This window comes from Bacillus sp. FSL H8-0547 (assembly GCA_038002745.1).
GTDB lineage: Bacteria > Bacillota > Bacilli > Bacillales > Bacillaceae > Bacillus_P.
Window position 1 is genome coordinate 705746 of sequence record JBBODD010000001.1, and the last position, 18241, is coordinate 723986.

An 18241-nucleotide genomic window follows, 5' to 3' on the forward strand; every position below is an offset into this window, starting at 1 on the left:
TTGCCATCAATAAAGATGGCAAGCAACAAAGTGATTTTTCTTTACTTCTTTAAATTGAGGAACGGCTTCGCGGCAGGCGCTTGTAGCAGCCGGACATCTTGTATGGAAGACGCAGCCTTGCGGAGGATTTGCCGGGCTCGGCAATTCTCCCTTCAGGACGATGCGCTCCCGTCTTGCCATACCTGCTTTTCTAGGAACCGGAACGGCTGAAAGCAGTGCTTGAGTATAAGGATGCAGCGGCTCAGAGTAGAGGCTGTTTTTATCAGCAAGCTCCATCATTTTGCCGAGATACATCACTCCGACACGGTCGCTTATGTGTCTTACAACACTCAAGTCATGCGAGATGAACATATAGGTCAGGTTAAACTCATCCTGCAGATCTTCTAATAGATTAATAATCTGTGCCTGAATCGATACATCAAGCGCCGACACAGCTTCATCTGCAATGACCATCTGAGGATTCAGGGCGATTGCCCGCGCGATCCCGATTCTCTGGCGCTGCCCTCCTGAAAATTCGTGAGGATAGCGGTTGATGAAGGAAGCGTTCAATCCTACTTTTTCAAGCAGCTCTTCTACTTTTTCGGTTCTTTCTTTTCCTCTGTAAAGATTATGGGTATTCATCGGTTCTTTAATGATGGAACCTAATGTTTTTCTCGGATTTAATGAAGCAAACGGATCCTGAAACACCATCTGAATATTTTTCCGGACGGTTTTGCGGAGCTCGCTTTCGGGTAAATTGGTGATATCCTGTCCGTCGAACAGAATTTTCCCGCCGGTTGGCTCATACAGACGGATAATCGTCCGCCCTGCAGTAGATTTTCCGCAGCCTGATTCACCTACTATTCCGATGGTTTCTCCCTTTTTAACAGTCAGGTTGATTCCATCTACGGCCTTTACATACCCTGCAGTTTTCTGAAGAATTCCGGATTTGATCGGAAAATGTTTCTGTACATCAATCAGCTGAAGAATGGTTTCATCGTTTTTCAGCTGCGCTGTCTTTCTTTCTGCATCTGCAACTTTCATTGAACGGCAGCCTCCTCGTCATCATATAAAAAGCACCGGACAGAGCGATGAGCTGAATGCTGCGTCAACTCAGGAAGAGCGCTGAAACATTTATCAAATGCTTTTGGGCATCTTGGTGCAAACCTGCAGCCTGCAGGAAGATTATCCGGTGTAGGAACGTTGCCCGGAATTGAATTCAGCTTCTCAATATCACCGTCAATTGAAGGGATCGAAGCCATGAGTCCCTGTGTATAAGGGTGAAGCGGTAGATCAAACAAATCTTCTACGGACGCTTCTTCAACGACTTGTCCGCAATACATAACTACTACTCTCTCGGCTATTTCGGATACAACGCCGAGATCATGCGTGATTAAGAGAATACTAGTATCAAATTTCTGGCTGACATCTTTCATCAGATCCAGAATCTGTGCCTGAATGGTAACATCCAGTGCCGTTGTCGGCTCATCCGCAATCAGGAGCTTCGGATTGCAGCTCATCGCAATCGCAATCATGACACGCTGGCGCATTCCGCCTGATAATCTGTGCGGATAATCATGAATAATTTCATCCGCCCGGCTGAATCCTACTAATCTTAAAAGCTCAATTGCTTTTTTGACAGCCTGGTTTTTAGGAAGCTTCTGATGATACATCAGCACTTCTGTAATCTGGTCGCCAATGGTCAGAACAGGATTCAGGGAGGTCATCGGCTCCTGGAAAATCATTGAGATGTCATTTCCCCGCACCTTGCACAATTCCTTTTCGGAAAGCTTGGCCAAATCCTTGCCGTTAAGCAGAATCTCTCCATCTACTATCTTTCCTCCGGGACTTGGTACGAGCCCCATAATTGAAAGAGATGTAATACTTTTGCCCGATCCCGATTCCCCTACAAGTGCAACCGTCTCGCCTTTATGTATCTTCAAGTCAACACCGTCCACAGCAGGAACAGCTTGCTTCTTTTTGTAAAAATATGTTTTCAGATTCTTAACTTCCAACAGTACTGACAATACCCTTCACCGCCCTATGATGTAAAGAATTCCCTTATAAATTATATAAATCATCTTAACTTTTTGTAAACATTGAATAGTCAGAAAATATATATTTGTATAGTATTACAAAAGTTTTACAAAAGCAAGCGAATTTTTAAAATATTGTAACTTTATTATTAAATTACTGTCTTTACTAGGAAAAAATACCAACAAAAAAACCCTTACTTGGGTTTAATGAATGACTTATTAACTATTTCGTCTGACGAAACAAAAAAGAGATCTGTCATGTTTATTTTTGTCTTTTCCATGTAATCCTTCACGATCTGATAGCCTGCGGCATATCCTAGCATCTTTGGATAAAAGCCTGTTCCGAACATGATTTGGGTGAACTTTCTGGAATCGCTTTTCAGCTCAAGATTCGGTTTTAAGATTTTCTCATAAAAAGACTGAACCTGATCCTTCGAATAGCGCTTTGTCCAGGATCCTGCATACTCTTCCCCCATTCTCACCCTGACTGCATTCTCTGCCATGCCCTCAAGAATGACCGCATCCATCAGCGTATAGTCCCTTTCCTTTTTCGGGTCTTTTGCAAGCCTGCAGACATGATGATATTCATGAGTCAGGATCGTCTGAATTTCTTTTTTGCTGTTATCCGACAGAAACAGAAAGAGTTTATTATGAAAGGCAAGACCTGATTTCCCTCCAAATTCATCGCGCATTTTCCTGTTGGCCACATCAGCAGGCAGAATGAAGACGGGCACATCCGGACCTGACCATTCCTTTTTGAGCAAGGCTTCATCCGCCCTCACAATGTCCCACACCTTGTTTTTCTTCAAATCTGCAAACAGCAGGCGACCCGTTTCTTCCCCTTTGTACATACCATAAGAATGCAAATAACCGCTGATTTCTCTTATGCTGCTTTTATGAAAGTACGGCTTCAGCCGACCGCAAATCTTAAGATGATCGCTTGATTCCCCGAGCCACTCATTCGTCTTGATTACTGTCATAAAACATCCGCACTCCCCTCTGGGGTATCTTATGAGGAGGCGGGCGGGAGGGTGAAAAGGGAAATGAAAATGCCTCTTTTCCGGAGAAAAGAGGCATTTAAAATCATTGATATTTTTTAAAGATAATCGTTGCGTTATGTCCGCCGAACCCAAGTGAATTGCTCAGTGCAACATTCACTTCGGTTTTTCTTGCCTCGTTTGGAACGTAATCAAGGTCACATTCCGGGTCCTTTTCATGAAGGTTAATAGTTGGCGGAATGATGCCTTCTTTGATGGCAAGGATGGAAAGAATCGCTTCAACTCCGCCCGCTGCTCCAAGCAAGTGCCCCGTCATGGATTTTGTGGACGAAACGGCAAGCTTGTATGCGTGCTCTCCGAATACTTCTTTAATGGCAAGCGTCTCAAATTTATCATTATAAGGAGTGCTTGTGCCATGGGCATTCACGTAGTCAACGTCCTCGGGAGACAGGCCGCCGTTTTCAAGCGCCATTCTCATCGCGCGCACGCCGCCTTCTCCTCCAGGTGCAGGAGCTGTGATATGGTGGGCATCACCAGTTGCTCCGTAGCCGACGATTTCTGCATAAATCGGCGCTCCGCGGTCGAGTGCATGCTGAAGCTCTTCAAGAACAAGAATTCCCGCTCCTTCTCCCATGACAAATCCGTCGCGGTTGGCATCAAACGGTCTGCTTGCTGTTGCCGGATCCTGATTTGTGGAAAGCGCTTTGCTTGCGCTGAAGCCGGCAAACGCCATTCTTGTAATCGGTGCTTCTGTTCCGCCTGTGATCATTACATCTGAATCACCGCGCTGAATAACTTTAAATGCATCACCAATTGAGTTTGTGCCTGTAGCACATGCTGTTACCGTACATGAGTTAAATCCTTTTGCTCCTAAAGCAATCGAAACCTGTCCTGCTGCCATGTCCGGGATCATCATTGGAACAAAGAATGGGCTGACGCGTCTGGCACCCTTTGTCAGCAGTGTTTCAAACTGATTTTCAAAGGTTTCCATCCCGCCGATGCCTGACCCGATCCATACTCCAACACGAGGTGCAATCTCATCTGTAATTTCAAGCTGTGCATCTTTAACCGCCATAAAAGACGCTGCTACGGCATATTGCGTGAAACGGTCCATCTTTCTTGCATCTTTTTTATCCATATACTTCTCAACATCAAAGTCCTTGATTTCTGCTGCCACTTTTGCAGGGTAATCAGCAGAATCAATCCGCGTCAGCGGGCCGACACCTGATACCCCTTTAATTGCATTGTCCCAAGTGGACGCTGCATCGCTTCCAATTGGAGTAATGGCTCCAAGTCCAGTTACAACAACTCGCCTGTTTGTCATCTGTATACACCCTGCCTTTTTTAATATTTGAAAGTTTATCTGCCCCAGCGCATAGCAATGGCGCCCCAGGTTAATCCGCCGCCAAAACCTACCATGACCACAACGTCTCCGTCCTTAACCGTCCCTGCCTCAATTTCCTCGACAAGTGAAATCGGAATGGATGCTGCTGAGGTGTTTCCATATTTATGAACCGTTTTTGACATTTTTTCAACTGGAAGCTCAAGACGCTCTCTCGCTGCTTCCATGATCCGAATGTTTGCCTGATGCGGAATTAAGAAGTCAACATCCTCTTTTTTAAGGCCCGCTTTTTCAATGACATTCACACTCGATTCACCCATCTGCCTGACGGCAAATTTAAAAACTTCTCTGCCGTTCATCACAATTTTTTCATCCTGATATAAATGTTTTCCGCCAGATCCGTCTGAGCCAAGTTCAAAAGAAAGAAATCCTTTTCCTTCTGATACGCTGCTGACAACAGCCGCTCCGGCACCATCTCCGAAAAGGACGGCTGTATTGCGGTCATCCCAGTCTGTAATTTTTGAAAGTTTTTCAACACCTACAACGAGCACATTTTTATAAGCGCCCGTTTCAATGAACTGCTGAGCTGTAATCAGTCCGTACATAAAGCCAGCACATGCCGCGCTCAAGTCCATGGCAGCTACTTTCCTTGCCCCGAGTTTTTCCTGCAGCATGCATGCAACCGTAGGAAATGGCTGATCGGGGGTCACAGTGGCCACTAAAATCATATCCAAATCCTCTGCAGTCAGTCCAGCGTTTTCAATCGCTTTCTTAGCTGCATAGTAAGCCATATCGGAAGTATCCATATCATCTTCTGCAAGACGGCGTTCTTCAATACCTGTCCGTGTGCGGATCCATTCATCGGATGTATCCATCACTTTCTCAAGATCAGCATTTGTTACAGTACGGTCCGGAGTATACCGTGCAATCCCAATAATTCCAGCACTCATATATGCAGCTCCTTTTTCGCTTGTTTTTAGAATCAATTATTATTACCTGGTACTAATTTTATCGTATTCTTTTCAAAATTTCAATCCAAATCTGTGCGTTTGCCTCGCTCCGCTTTTGAATCAGAACATACAATGTCAGTAAGGAAAACTAAGAGAGGTGTTTATGTTGAGCGAAAAAAGACAGTCGGATGAGTCCGGAAATTTTTTCAACTCCTTCATGTTCGGCGATAGACGTGAGGTGCGCCCAGAGCAGGAGGAAACAGAAAAAAGGCCCGCTCTTGATGAGCAGGAACCTCAGTCCGGAACCGATTATTTTAGCATTTTCATGCAGATTGATGACATTATGGACTCGATAAAAGAATTAAAGCCGGTAGTAAAAGAGTTTTCACCGATACTGGATTATTTTAAACAGAAGCTCAAATAAAAAAAGCGCAGCTTATCTCACCGGCTGCGCTTTTTCTTATTTACCTGCTTCATTTTTTCCAAGTTCGTATGCATCGTTCATGACTTTCGTTAAAAGCTCCATCATCGGCTGAAGGTGTTCAGCTCTGATTTCAATTCCTGCTTCATCGAGCTTTGCTTTTGCCTCGGGAAGATATTTCATGGCAATCTGCATAAATTCAAGCGTTTTTGTATCCTGGCTCATTCTAAGTTCTCCTTTACAGCTGATTTGGCAATTTGTCTGTTTGCCGGTAGGTTTCAATTTGCTGCTCTACTTTCTCCTGAAAGGCTTTATCGACTTTCGGACTGTATGTACCCATTTCAATCACGTTATCCTGAAAATCAAAATAGAGATTTCCGCCGGCCAGTTCCCCGGCCTGGTATTTCTCTGCGACAAGCTCATAAAGCCTGTCCACATGCTGAATCGTGCTGGTCAGAACGGTAGTTTCTCCAAGGTCTGACTGGTCGGACACATAGCCGATGGCATACAGGCCTTTTTCTTTCATTCTTTCGATTACAGGTACATTATAGCCGTCACCTGCCGGATATACAACATCCACGCCTTCGGCAAGCATTTCATCTGTATAATTCAGAGCTGTCCGCACGTCATCCCAGCTCTCGACATATTGAATCTTCACTTCAACATCAGGGTTTTGATAAAAAGCCCCTTCATAAAAACCGTCAACTTCCGGCTGCCATTCATACGCAGCAACAATTCCCACTTTGTTGGTACTCGTCATTTCCCCGGCGATCATGCCTCCAAAAAACCCCATGGCATTCGCATTGAAGTTGAGGCTCGTCACATTCTCTCCATCTGCATCACCATTGAAAAAAACAAACCTGATATCTTCAAATTCTTCATTCAGCCCTTCAAAATAGGCTTCATATTCGCTTCCATGGCCAAAAATGAGATTGACTCCTTTGCCGCTCATCTCATTGACGGCTTCTCTCACCGCATCTTCATTATTCATTCCTTCTTTATAGAAGACTTCGGCCCCGTATTGCGATTGTATTTTCAAAAGCCCTTTGTATCCTTTCGTTCCCCAAACCTGATCGCTGATCGTATCAGGTACAAGCAAGCCTACTTTTTCCAGCTCATTCTGACGGGGTTGTCCGCATCCAGCCAGAAAAAAAAGGCACATCGCGAAGAGAATACTTTTCTTCAGCATGGCAAGCAGCTCCTTTAAGCTTGTGCTAGTCTAGATTCCTCTATATTTTAGACTGTATGGCTCATTCGGCACAAGGATATATTTCCCAATAAATAAACAAATGGGAGATTTTATCTAAAGGGACTGAAAAATATAGAGGTTTTGTCTGATCCACTCGGTTTGGGCGCTTAATCCATCTTTTAGCGAAACAGTGCTGCGCACGGTATATTTTATGTCCTCTGAAACTTTGCAGGCGACACCGCTTTCCTTTTTTTCATTCAAAAGCACTGCAGCCTCTCTCCACTGATTTACTTTACCGGAAGACAAATGAATGGTATCTCCTGTAAATGTTTCAGGCTTAGACAGCTCAATCAGGGCATTAACGGCATCTTCAATGTAAAGCAGGTCTCTTCTTTCCTCTTTTTCATCCTGAACAGGGCTCCCGCCGGTTAAGGAAGCAACAATGCGTTTATGAATGCTGCCCGAATTGGGCTGCCACGGACCGTAAAGACCTGGAAACCGGATGATTTTCAGCAGATCTGACTGTTTAAATAACTTTTTCAATGTCTGTTCCTGCTTTAAATGAGCAGCTCCATTTATCGTTGTCGGAGCTGGTACTGTGTTTTTATCAATGACAAGCTGATTCTCACCGTATACTTCCATCGATGAAATTAATACTAGAGGGATTTTGTGAGTAAGTGAAAGAGAAGCACACTCTTTTAGAAGATTTTCATGAATCCTGCTTTCTTTGTCGGCAGGATCCTGAATGCAGCAGAAAATAATATCAAGCTCTTTTTCATCCGGAACCGAATCCACGCTTTGAAACAGAGCATTTCTCCCGATCATCATCAGCTTTTCTTCAGCGACTCTCTGTTCGAGTTCATCCTCATAATGATTGCTGATGCCATCAACACATACGCCCTCTTCAAGCAGCCTGCTGCAGAGGGAAAAACCGACAAACTGCAGGGTTCCCGCAATGAACGCTTTTTTCATGTTACGAATCCTCCTTATAAGAGCGTTATAGTAATCGTATGCTTAAAAACAGCGCAAAAGAATCGTTCCTGATGCAGGAACGATTCCGGCTACAAATTTTTTTCATTTTCTTTAAAAAACTTCACGACCGAATGATGCAATCTGTATTGATTGTCGGCAAGATGGAACGTGAGATCGATCGGATTTCCATGCTTGCTTCTGTGCTCCTCATACATTTTGCTGTGGTCCTGATAAGGGTAAGTGATGCTGTTCATCCGCTGCCAAATATGAACCGGTATGTCTGCTGTATCAAAGCTTTCATCAAATGTCATGCTCCCTGCCTCTTTTGGGTCCTTGTCATACGCAAGGGCTATTTCGCGGGAAAGCCGTTTGTAGAAAAATTTGTTCTCTCTCTCTTTTTCAAGGTGGGCGCTTAGATTCAGGCAGGGATTAAACATGGCAGCAGATCTGATTTTATCGCTTGATTTCATAAGTTCCTTTGCAACAAGCGCGCCCATTCCCTCGCACAGAATGTGAACACGCTCATTTAAGATTTCTTTTTTCATGACTATATGATAAATCCTCATTGCGAGCTGCTGTGCTTTCGGACTTCCCCAATTTGCCCCGTACAAATTGGACGTAAAGACCGTATAGCCTGCTTCGAGAAGTACGCCAAGCAGCTGATTTCTTCCATAATGCTGAAGCCAGAAGCTTGTTTGCGAATCCACGAAATGAGTTTTGTCCCCGAAGATATAGACCCCGAATCCATTCGGCTGATACGGATAATGAATAATTGTCCACTCGGAATCAAGCTGAAAAAAACGTTTTGTAATGCCCATCTTTGCCCACCTCCTTTCAATCGTACTTTGAACTTCTATACAACGTATGTTCACTTCTTATAAAACGAATGGATATATACCCAGTCCGGGCATCCATTAACGTTCATCAAATGGTCACGTTCAGCAGAAATAAAGCTTTTATTCCTCAATCTATGTATGATAATATGGACATAGAATTGTTTGAAGAATGAGGTGAACAGATTGCGCTTTTTTTGGACTTTTTTCTGGACGTTTTTATTAATACAAATGATGGTATACGTTGTTGCTTCTATGACAGGTGTCGCCTATAGTTTTGTTACTGCTTCTATACTCGCTGTAGCTGTAACCGTTATCATCCTGATTTTGGGTGAAGTTGTTCCTGACAAATCGGCAGAGGGACATCATTAATACCTGACTTCGACTCTGCATGCAAAAAACCCTACTGAAAACAGTAGGGTTTTTTGCATGCACAGCTGTCAAGGTTTGCGCTGGTACGTCCATTCACGGTCGTCATTTGACGTTTCCGGAAAATGGTCTCCTGCCTGAAGCTTTATTTTACGGGGATTTTTAACCATTGAACCTGTCTCCCCAATTTCTACATACACACCGTTATTAGGTGCTTTTTGGCCAGATTTAAAGCGGTGCTGCTGCCCCAAATTGATTCCCTCCTTCAAGGTTTCATACATCTGTAGTATGGTTTAAACGAGGTCAATCCATGTAAATTCCCGCTTAAGTTTGCCTTTACACCCTCTTTCACCTGTAGTTAAATAGAGGAGTGAAACGGAGGATTTACTTTATGGAAGACTTTTATTTAATACTGAAATATTTACTGCTGGGGCTGTTTCAAGGTTTTACAGAGCCAATCCCTGTATCATCCAGCGGACATCTGGTGTTCGCCCAGCACTTTCTTGGCTTGAAAATTGAAGGACTAAGCTTTGAACTCCTTGTCAACGCAGCCTCACTGCTTGCTGTTTTGCTTATCTACCGGGAGGATCTGATTCGGCTGACTGTAAATGGCGCAAGCTACGCAGCAAACAGAAATCCGGAGAATAAAAAAGATTTTCAATTTATTCTATATTTGATTATTGCTACCATCCCTGCCGGTGTTTTCGGAATTTTATTCAAGGATGTACTCTCAAGCAAAGATGTCAGGCTTGCTGCAGGATCCCTGATTGTAACGGGTATTGCCCTTTATTTAATCCGAAATCTGCGGGGCAATAAAAAAGACGGAGATTTGACAGTAAAGGATGCTGTTATAATCGGTTTTGCACAGGCTGTAGCCCTGATACCTGGAATCAGCCGTTCAGGAGCTACCATCGTAGCAGCCATGGCTCTCGGAACAAAACAGGAAACAGCTCTTAGATTTTCATTTCTTTTGTTTATACCTGTCAGTGCAGGCGGAATGATCCTTGGCATCAGCGATCTCTTGGCAGATGAACATTTTAAAGAGCTCATTATGCCATATGCAGCAGGCTTTGCAGGATCGCTCATCATGTCCTATTTTTCACTGAAGTGGTTTATGGGCATTATGGAAAAAGGAAATCTGAAATACTTTGCTTATTACTGCTTTATTGTAGGACCGGTTATTTTGATTTTGACTCTTTTTTCTTGAAACAGGAAACACCCCTGAATAAAACCGTTCAGGGGTGTTTTGTTTGTATGGGCGATTTAACTTGAATCGCCGCCGGCAAAATGATGGAATTTTTTTATCCAGCAAGAATCTCCTTCAGCAATGCTTTTTGCACGTGCAGCCGGTTTTCGGCCTGCTGGAAGACCGCTGACTGGCTGCCGTCAATGACTTCCGCTGTCACTTCCACGCCGCGGTGGGCCGGCAGGCAGTGAAGGAAGCTGCTGTCCTGCTTTGCGCCTGCCATGAGCTTGCTGTTGATTTGGTATCCCTTAAAGGCGGCAAGACGGATTTCATTTTCTTCTTCCTGCCCCATACTCGTCCAAACATCTGAATAGACGATATCGGCACCCTGCACTGCTTCTGCAGGATTCGTGACAGCTGTGACAGCTGCTCCGGTTTTTTTGCACACCTGCTGAACTTTTTTCATGACTTCAGGATCCGGCCCATACCCTTCCGGATGAGCAATGACTGCATCCATTCCAACTTTTGCACATGCGATAAGCAGGGAATGGGCAACATTGTTTCCATCACCTATGTAGGCGACCTTTGTTCCTTTAAATGTCTTTTTCAGCTGGAGGATGGTCATTAAGTCAGCGAGCGCCTGGCAGGGATGATACGTATCGGTCAGTCCGTTGATGACCGGAATCGATGCGTGGCGGGCAAGCTCCTCGACTTTTTCATGTTCAAATGTCCGGATCATAATAGCATCCACGTAACCCGATAAAACCTTAGCTGTATCCGCAATGCTCTCGCCGCGTCCAAGCTGCAGATCATGGCTGCTTAAAAACAGAGCATTCCCTCCAAGCTGCTGCATGCCTGCTTCAAATGAAACACGGGTGCGGGTTGATGATTTTTCGAAAATCATCGCCAGGATTTTGCCTGAGAGCACCGACTGAACCGGATTTTTTTTCATCTCCATGCCCTCGTGTATGATATGAAGAATTTCTTCGGTTGTATAGTCAAGCAGGGTCAGACAGTCTCTCCCAAAGAAAGAGGACTTAGGCCGGGCAAGTTTCACTGAACTCATCACGCATTCACTCCTGTTCGTGTTAATTCTTTTATTGAGTACACCTTGTAATCTGGCGCCGCCTGCAGATACGCGGCCAATGTTTCCCGAATTGAAAACACTTTAATTCCTTTATCCAATGCTTTAAGTCTTAGATCTGCTGATTGTTCCTTCATCAGACTCACAAGCAAACCATTGCGGACATTATCGGCCCATTCATCAAAATCCTCTGTGACAGCTGTCATTCCGGCGTTTTCAATCTGAGTGAGAAGCTGCTGATCGAGCGTATCCAAAAACACACTTGTTTCCTTACCGCCTTCTTCATCAAATACTTTGCCAAGTGCCTCTTCAATGGTCGGTGCCAGACACATGCCTTCTCCGGTTGACCGCATTTCAGGTCCAAGCAGCAAATCAACATTCTGAAGGGCATGGCTTGAGAAAACAGGATATTTTACAGCTACATACTCTTTTTCTTCTATTGAATGATGGGAGAGCATCTTTCCGTCAAGCGCTTCAGCGGCAAGACGGATCATCGGCACATCCATCACTTTGCTGACAACAGGTGCAGTCCGGCTAGCCCGCGGATTGACTTCAAGTACAAATAGCTCATCCTCTTTTATTAAAAATTGAATATTCATCATGCCTTTATATTGAAGCTTCTGCACGATTTTCAGAGCTGCTTCATGCATTTCTGCTTTAAGTTCTGCACTAATTGATCGGGAAGGAATAATCGCCATGCTGTCACCTGAATGGACTCCTGCAGGCTCTATGTGCTCCATAATTGCCGGAACGAAAATGCCGGTTCCATCTGCCACTAAATCAAGCTCTGCTTCTTTTCCGATTACATAGCGGTCGATCAGCACAGGAAACGAATGCTTGCCTGCTGTTTTCAGCTGTTTTTGAAGCTGCTCTTTTGTTTCCAGAACGAGCATTCCTTTTCCGCCAATCACATAAGACGGTCTGATCAGAACCGGATAGCCGATCTTCTCAGCTTCCGCGAGCGCCTCTTCCTCGTGATGCGCTGTTGCTCCAGGAAGATGGGGGATTTCAAGTTCGTCAAGTAGGTGATAAAACCGTTCACGTTCTTCAAGAATATCAAGGGTTTCTGAGTCTGTCCCAAGGAGAAGCGCTCCTTCGGCCTCAAGTGCGGCAGCCAGATTGATTGCCGTTTGTCCGCCAAACTGCACAATCGTGACATCAATGCCCTCAGCCTCGATTACGTTCATCACGTGTTCTACTGTCAGTGGTTCAAAATAAAGACGGTCTGCGGTTTCAAAATCCGTGCTGACGGTTTCCGGGTTGTTGTTGATCATAATGGCTTCATATCCAAGCTTTTGCAGGGCTTTGATTCCCTGAACAGCACTATAGTCGAACTCGACCCCCTGCCCGATTCGGATGGGGCCGGAACCAAGTACAAGCGCCTTCTTCTTTTGTGGAGAAGCTTCTTTTTCAAGCTCGCACTCTCCAAAATACGCAGAATAATAATAGTTTGTTCTCGCTTCAAATTCACCTGCACATGTATCTACAAGCTTATATTTAGCGGTAATGCCGAGTGATTTTCTCGCTTTTGAGACTTCCTTTTCTTTGACATTCAGGCAATGGGCGATAAACGAGTCTGAATAGCCTTTTTCCTTGATGAGGGTGAAAAACTCGCGTGTCATCGTATGAAGGGAAGAAGACTTCAGCTGCCGTTCAAGCTCGATAAGGGAAGCAAAGATGTTTAGAAAATAATAATCAATGCCGGTTTCTTCATGGATAACATCGATGGTTTCGCTTCTTCTTAAAAGCTCCATAATGGCAAAAAAGCGCTGGTCAGTCGCATATTTCAGCAAGGTCAGAAGCTCCACATCCGAAAGACCGGCCGTATCCTCATGCCAGATTCCAATGTTTCCGAGCTCAAGGGAAGCTGCTGCTTTTTGAATCGCTGCCTCCAGATTCCGTTCGATTGACATCACTTCGCCTGTTGCCTTCATCTTTGTGCCCAGAACACGGTCTGCATCTTTAAACTTATCAAACGGCCATCTCGGAAATTTAACCACTGCATAGTCAAGTGCAGGCTCAAAGCTCGCAAACGTTGATTGTGTCAGCGGGTTCTTCAGTTCATCCAGTGTATAGCCGCAAGCTAGCTTTGCAGCAAGTTTGGCAATCGGATAGCCGGTTGCTTTTGATGCAAGTGCCGAGGAACGGCTTACACGCGGATTGACTTCGATGACATAGTATTGTTTGCTTACAGGATCAAGCGCAAATTGAATGTTGCATCCGCCGATTACTTCAAGCGCTGAAATAATTGTGAGTGATGCGGAGCGGAGCATTTGATACTCATGATCGGTCAATGTCTGAGACGGGGCAACGACCATAGAATCACCGGTATGAATGCCGACCGGGTCGATGTTTTCCATATTGCACACCGTTATGCACGTATTTGAGCGGTCTCTCATCACCTCATATTCAATTTCCTTAAATCCTGCAATGCTCTTTTCAACGAGGCACTGATGAATGGGACTCGCATTCAGCCCGCTTTTCATCAGCTGCATCAGCCTTTTCTCATTCTCTGCAATTCCGCCTCCCTTGCCTCCGAGTGTATAGGCTGGGCGGACGATAATCGGGTAGCCGATACTTTCTGCAAAAGCGAGTGCTTCCTTTGCGTCTGTCACGATCTCACTCGCCGGCACGGGCTGATTCAATTCATACATGAGCTTTCTGAATTTCTCCCGGTCTTCCCCTTTTTGAATTGAATCGACGCTAGTTCCGAGCACTTCCACCTGATATTTTTGAAGAATGCCTGCTTCATGCAGTTTTACAGCAAGATTTAATCCTGTTTGTCCTCCGAGCGATGCAAGCAGGCCGTCCGGCCGTTCTTTTTCAATAATTTTTGTGAGACTTTTCACCGTCAGAGGCTCAAAGTAAATTTCATCAGCGTACTCATGATCCGTCATGATTGTAGCGGGATTGTTATTCACAAGAATGACTTTGTAGCCTTCTTCTTTTAACGCGATGCACCCTTGCGTTCCCGAATAGTCAAATTCTGCTGCCTGACCGATGATGATAGGTCCTGAACCAATTACCAAGATGCTTTTAAGATCATGACGTTTAGGCATATACCGTTTCTCTCCTTGTCTTTTTCACCATTTCCAAAAACTCGTCAAACAAGTATTCGCTCTCTGCCGGTCCCGGGTGTGCCTCCGGATGAAACTGAACGGACAGAATCGGAAGCGACTTATGAAGCATGCCTTCCACTGATTGATCATTCACATTCAGAAACCGGACCTTAAATGCATCTTGATGGGACGTTACGACATAGCTGTGGTTCTGAGAAGTCATGAACACTTTTCCCTTCACCTGATCAGCAACCGGGTGGTTCGCTCCCCGGTGTCCAAACCGCAGCTTCTTCGTATCTCCGCCGTATGCAAGGGCAATCAGCTGATGGCCAAGGCAAATTCCGAGTGACGGGTAGTCTTCCGTCGCTTTCTTGATCGCCGGCAAATACATGGCAAGGCTCTTCGGATCTCCTGGTCCATTTGAAAAAACAACGGCATCCGGCTTTACTGAGCTAAGCTCATGTAATTTTGTATAAGGAATCACCGTCACTTTGCAGCCCCTCTTTAAAAAGGAAGCCTGAATGGATTTTTTAAACCCGAAATCAATAAGGGCAACATGGACATCCCCATCGCCTGCTGTTGTCAGGGTTTCATTGATGCTCGGCAGCTGTTTTTCAGGAAATATAGAAAGATCTTTTTTTTCGGCTGAAAGCTCTGCTTTCATCGTTCCGTGCTTTCTGATCTGTTTGACGACAGACCTTGTGTCCACATGGCAGATAAACGGAACATTCCATTTGCTCAAGTACTCCTTCACGCTGTAAGCTGCCTCGTAGTGGGAAAAATGCTCGCAGCATTCATAAAAGACAGCGCCTTTAATCTGAGGTCTCTCACTTTCAAAGTCTGAAGCATTAATTCCGTAATTTCCGATCAGCGGATACGTAAAGACGATAATCTGATTTTGGTAGGACGGGTCTGTCAGCACCTCCTGATAACCGGTCATGCCGGTATAAAAAACGATCTCGCCCCCGATGTGCGCGCCGGTTAAATTTCCTTTATAGCTTGTGCCGTTCTCAAGAAGCAGGTAACCGCTCATGTTCCGTTCACCTCGAAATGAATTTTTATATAACTTTGAGTATATTTATGCATTGGTGTGTAAAAAAAATTTAGTGTGGTGATGGTTGGTGCCATCAATCCGGGTCTTGATGTTCAGTGCTATCAATACTGGTTTTTTGTTCGTTGATGGCTCTATTCTCGATGTTCAGTGCCATCAAATCTGATTTTCTGTTCGTTGGTGGTTCTATTCTTGATGTTTAGTGCCATCAAACCTGATTTTCTGTTTGTTGATGGTTCTATTCTTGCTGTTTCGTGCCATCAAACCTGATTTTCTGTTTGTTGGTGGTTCTATTCTTGATGTTTCGTGCCATCAAAACTGATTTTCTGTTTGTTGGTGGTTCTATTCTTGATGTTCAGTTCCATCAAAACTGATTTTCTGTTCGTTGGTGGTTCTATTCTTGATGTTCAGTGCCAACAAATCTGATTTTCTGTTCGTTGGTGGTTCTATTCTTGATGTTCAGTTCCATCAAAACTGATTTTCTGTTTGTTGGTGGTTCTATTCTTGCTGTTTAGTGCCATCAAACCTGATTTTCTGTTCGTTGGTGGTTCTATTCTCAATGTTCAGTGCCATCAAATCTGATTTTCTGTTCGTTGGTGGTTCTATTCTCAATGTTCAGTTCCATCAAATCTGATTTTCTGTTCGTTGGTGGTTCTATTCTCAATGTTTGGTGCCATCAAACAGAATTCTCCAACCGTTGATGGCTCTTTTCTCCCTGTTCAGTTCCATCAATCAAAATTCTTCAACCGTTGATGGCTCTATTCTCCCTATTCAGTTCCATCATTCCGGAATTTCCGCTGACTGATGGCACCCATCTGCCATACTCATGTTCTACCTCACGCTCCCTGCCGTTTCCCTCAACGTTTTTCCGATAATATCTGCAGCTGCAGACATTTCTTCATCTGTTACGGTAAGCGGCGGCAACAGCCTGATCACCGTCGGCCCGGCCGGGAGTGCAAGCAGCCCGCTCAACCGGAGTTCTGCAATGAGTGGAGCTGCCTCCTGACTTAGCTGAATGCCAATCATGAAGCCTTTACCTCTGATTTCTTCCACTTCTTCTGCACCGGATAGGACATCTTTGAGCAGATCGTACATTTTATCGGCTTTCCTGTTCACGTCTTCGAGAAAGACAGGATCAAAGATTTTTTCAAGTGTTGCTTTGGCTGCTGCCATCGCAAGCGGATTGCCTCCGAATGTTGTTCCGTGAGAGCCTGGCTGAAAAGATGAAATCAGCTCTTTTTTCCCGATCATGGCTCCTGCCGGAAATCCATTTGCCAGCCCCTTGGCTGATGTAATGATATCTGGCTCTGCACCATAATGCTGATAGGCGAACGGTTTTCCTGTCCGGCCGATGCCTGTTTGCACTTCATCAATAATCAGCAGTGCTCCAAGTCTTGTGCACGCTTTTTTTACTGCATCCATGAATGTCTGCTCTGCAGGAACGACTCCGCCTTCTCCCTGAACCACTTCAAGCATAATGGCTGCATAGTCATCTCCTGCAATTTGCTCCAGTGCTTCAGAATCATTATACGGAAGGTATTCAAACGACGGCAGCAGCGGCCCGAAACCGTCATGAATCTTCGACTGGCCGGTTGCAGACATCGTCGCGAATGTTCTGCCGTGGAAGGACTGTCTGAATGTCAGGATTTTCGACTTGCCCGTATGCTTTCTTGCAAGCTTGATCGCCGCTTCATTCGCTTCTGCCCCACTGTTGCAGAAGAAGACGGCATCTCCTGAACTGCTTTCAGTAAGCAGCCGGGCTGTTTCTTCCTGGATAGAGCTTTGAAAGAGATTGGAAACATGCCATACTTTATCGAGCTGCTTTTTTACAGCTTCTTTTACATCCTCATCGCAATGACCTAAATTGCACACGGCAATGCCGGAGATAAAATCCAGGTATTCTTTTCCATTCTGATCAACTGCAACCGCGCCTTTTGCTTCTTTTATTTCAAGATCATACCTTGCGTATGTAGGGAATAAATGACTCATTTTAATGCAGCCTCCTTGCCGGCAGTTATTTTTGTTCCAAAGATGGATGCTTCAGATGCAAACTTCCTCTTTCCGCTGACGATCATCACTTCTTTCAGCGTTTGGGAAAGAGATTTTATGGCAGCCTGGACCTTGGGAATCATTCCGCCGCTGATAATGCCGGAGCCGATCATTTCTGCTATTTCATCGGGAGTTGTATGCCGGATGACGATTTGTTCCTTCATGATGCCCTCTACATCTGTCACAAACAGCAGCTGGTTTGCCTCAAGCGCGCTTGCTACAGCTGCAGCAGCCGTATCCGCATTCACATTCAGCGTACAGTGATCTATCGTTTTGGCCAGCGGTGCGATGACTGGGATATAGCCGCCTTTCAGCAGTGTTTTAATAAGATGGTCATCGACTGCTGTAATTTGGCCAACGTGCCCAAGCTCCTGTTCATTCAGATGCTCTCCTGTCAGGGTCCCTCCGTCGCAGCCGGCAATACCCGCTGCTTTAAATCCGTGCTGCTGCAGGGCTCTTACCAGCTGTTTGTTGATTTGTCCCGCAAGCACCATTTCCGCTACATCGAGAACCTGCTTTGTCGTCTTCCGCTGGCCGCCGATAAACTCCGTCTGCACATTCATTGATTTTAAGGCCGCATTGATGGCAGGCCCTCCTCCATGAACAATGACAACCCGGTGTCCATGACTGATCAGCTCGTGCAGGCTTTCAAAAAAATCTCCTGACAGCTCATCAACTGTACTTCCTCCGCATTTCAGCACCACTGTTCTGTCCATAGTCCGC

Annotated in this window: 18 protein-coding genes; 3 read left to right on the forward strand and 15 right to left on the reverse strand. The window is 45.1% G+C overall.

The annotated features are described in order from the left end of the window. Nucleotides 1–6 precede the first annotated feature (6 nt). From MHB63_03560 to MHB63_03580, 5 genes are all read right to left on the reverse strand, one after another. Nucleotides 7–1023, reverse strand: a complete 1017-nt coding sequence (locus tag MHB63_03560; protein ID MEK3805665.1) for a dipeptide ABC transporter ATP-binding protein — start codon at nt 1021–1023, stop codon at nt 7–9. Continuing rightward, nucleotides 1020–2006 carry an ABC transporter ATP-binding protein gene (locus MHB63_03565; GenBank protein ID MEK3805666.1) on the reverse strand — a complete coding sequence of 329 codons (987 nt, stop codon included), beginning with the start codon at nt 2004–2006 and terminating at the stop codon, nt 1020–1022. The genes MHB63_03560 and MHB63_03565 overlap by 4 nt, the downstream gene beginning before the upstream one ends. A gap of 203 nt (nt 2007–2209) precedes the next feature. Further along, the gene (locus MHB63_03570) at nt 2210–2995 is read right to left on the reverse strand and encodes a DUF2268 domain-containing protein (GenBank protein ID MEK3805667.1); all 786 of its coding nucleotides are present in this window, start codon (nt 2993–2995) and stop codon (nt 2210–2212) included. Between the two features lie 103 nt (nt 2996–3098). Further along, nucleotides 3099–4337 carry a beta-ketoacyl-ACP synthase II gene (fabF, locus tag MHB63_03575; GenBank protein MEK3805668.1) on the reverse strand — a complete coding sequence of 413 codons (1239 nt, stop codon included), beginning with the start codon at nt 4335–4337 and terminating at the stop codon, nt 3099–3101. A 35-nt stretch (nt 4338–4372) separates the two neighbouring features. After that, on the reverse strand, nt 4373–5305 hold the full coding sequence (locus MHB63_03580; GenBank protein MEK3805669.1) for a beta-ketoacyl-ACP synthase III: 933 nt from the start codon (nt 5303–5305) through the stop codon (nt 4373–4375). A 163-nt stretch (nt 5306–5468) separates the two neighbouring features. Between MHB63_03580 and MHB63_03585 the strand changes: the two genes are divergently transcribed. Continuing rightward, entirely contained in the window at nt 5469–5729 is a 261-nt protein-coding gene (locus MHB63_03585; GenBank protein MEK3805670.1) for a hypothetical protein, read from the forward strand. 36 nt (nt 5730–5765) lie between these two features. On the opposite strand, the gene MHB63_03590 is transcribed toward MHB63_03585, so the two are convergent. The 4 genes from MHB63_03590 to MHB63_03605 all read right to left on the reverse strand — a co-directional run bounded on the left by MHB63_03590 (nt 5766) and on the right by MHB63_03605 (nt 8705). Beyond that, nucleotides 5766–5951 carry a ComZ family protein gene (locus MHB63_03590; protein MEK3805671.1) on the reverse strand — a complete coding sequence of 62 codons (186 nt, stop codon included), beginning with the start codon at nt 5949–5951 and terminating at the stop codon, nt 5766–5768. A 13-nt stretch (nt 5952–5964) separates the two neighbouring features. Beyond that, nucleotides 5965–6915: a BMP family ABC transporter substrate-binding protein gene (locus MHB63_03595; GenBank protein MEK3805672.1), complete on the reverse strand. Its 951-nt coding sequence runs from the start codon at nt 6913–6915 to the stop codon at nt 5965–5967. Between the two features lie 114 nt (nt 6916–7029). Further along, on the reverse strand, nt 7030–7887 hold the full coding sequence (locus MHB63_03600) for an NAD(P)-dependent oxidoreductase (protein ID MEK3805673.1): 858 nt from the start codon (nt 7885–7887) through the stop codon (nt 7030–7032). A gap of 89 nt (nt 7888–7976) precedes the next feature. Continuing rightward, a complete protein-coding gene (locus MHB63_03605; GenBank protein MEK3805674.1) occupies nt 7977–8705 on the reverse strand; it encodes a hypothetical protein in 729 nt (242 codons plus the stop codon). Nucleotides 8706–8906: 201 nt separating this feature from the next. On the opposite strand from MHB63_03605, the gene MHB63_03610 reads away from it, so the two are divergent. Next, nucleotides 8907–9092 (forward strand): DUF2929 family protein, encoded by a 186-nt coding sequence (locus tag MHB63_03610; GenBank protein MEK3805675.1) that lies wholly within the window; start codon nt 8907–8909, stop codon nt 9090–9092. 68 nt (nt 9093–9160) lie between these two features. Here MHB63_03610 and MHB63_03615 read toward each other — a convergent pair whose 3' ends face one another. Beyond that, the gene (locus MHB63_03615; GenBank protein MEK3805676.1) at nt 9161–9340 is read right to left on the reverse strand and encodes a YjzC family protein; all 180 of its coding nucleotides are present in this window, start codon (nt 9338–9340) and stop codon (nt 9161–9163) included. Nucleotides 9341–9480: 140 nt separating this feature from the next. Here MHB63_03615 and MHB63_03620 point away from each other — a divergent pair, with 140 nt between their 5' ends. Then, nucleotides 9481–10296, forward strand: coding sequence for an undecaprenyl-diphosphate phosphatase (locus MHB63_03620; GenBank protein MEK3805677.1), 816 nt, complete (start codon nt 9481–9483; stop codon nt 10294–10296). Between the two features lie 94 nt (nt 10297–10390). On the opposite strand, the gene argF is transcribed toward MHB63_03620, so the two are convergent. The 5 genes from argF to argB all read right to left on the reverse strand — a co-directional run bounded on the left by argF (nt 10391) and on the right by argB (nt 18234). Beyond that, entirely contained in the window at nt 10391–11341 is a 951-nt protein-coding gene (argF, locus tag MHB63_03625; protein MEK3805678.1) for an ornithine carbamoyltransferase, read from the reverse strand. Continuing rightward, nucleotides 11341–14418 (reverse strand): carbamoyl phosphate synthase large subunit, encoded by a 3078-nt coding sequence (locus MHB63_03630; protein ID MEK3805679.1) that lies wholly within the window; start codon nt 14416–14418, stop codon nt 11341–11343. The genes argF and MHB63_03630 overlap by 1 nt, the downstream gene beginning before the upstream one ends. Then, on the reverse strand, nt 14411–15451 hold the full coding sequence (locus MHB63_03635; protein MEK3805680.1) for a carbamoyl phosphate synthase small subunit: 1041 nt from the start codon (nt 15449–15451) through the stop codon (nt 14411–14413). Before MHB63_03635 ends, MHB63_03630 begins: the two co-directional genes overlap by 8 nt. 849 nt (nt 15452–16300) lie before the next feature. Then, nucleotides 16301–17458: an acetylornithine transaminase gene (locus MHB63_03640; protein ID MEK3805681.1), complete on the reverse strand. Its 1158-nt coding sequence runs from the start codon at nt 17456–17458 to the stop codon at nt 16301–16303. Continuing rightward, the gene (gene argB, locus MHB63_03645) at nt 17455–18234 is read right to left on the reverse strand and encodes an acetylglutamate kinase (GenBank protein ID MEK3805682.1); all 780 of its coding nucleotides are present in this window, start codon (nt 18232–18234) and stop codon (nt 17455–17457) included. Before argB ends, MHB63_03640 begins: the two co-directional genes overlap by 4 nt. Nucleotides 18235–18241 lie beyond the last annotated feature (7 nt).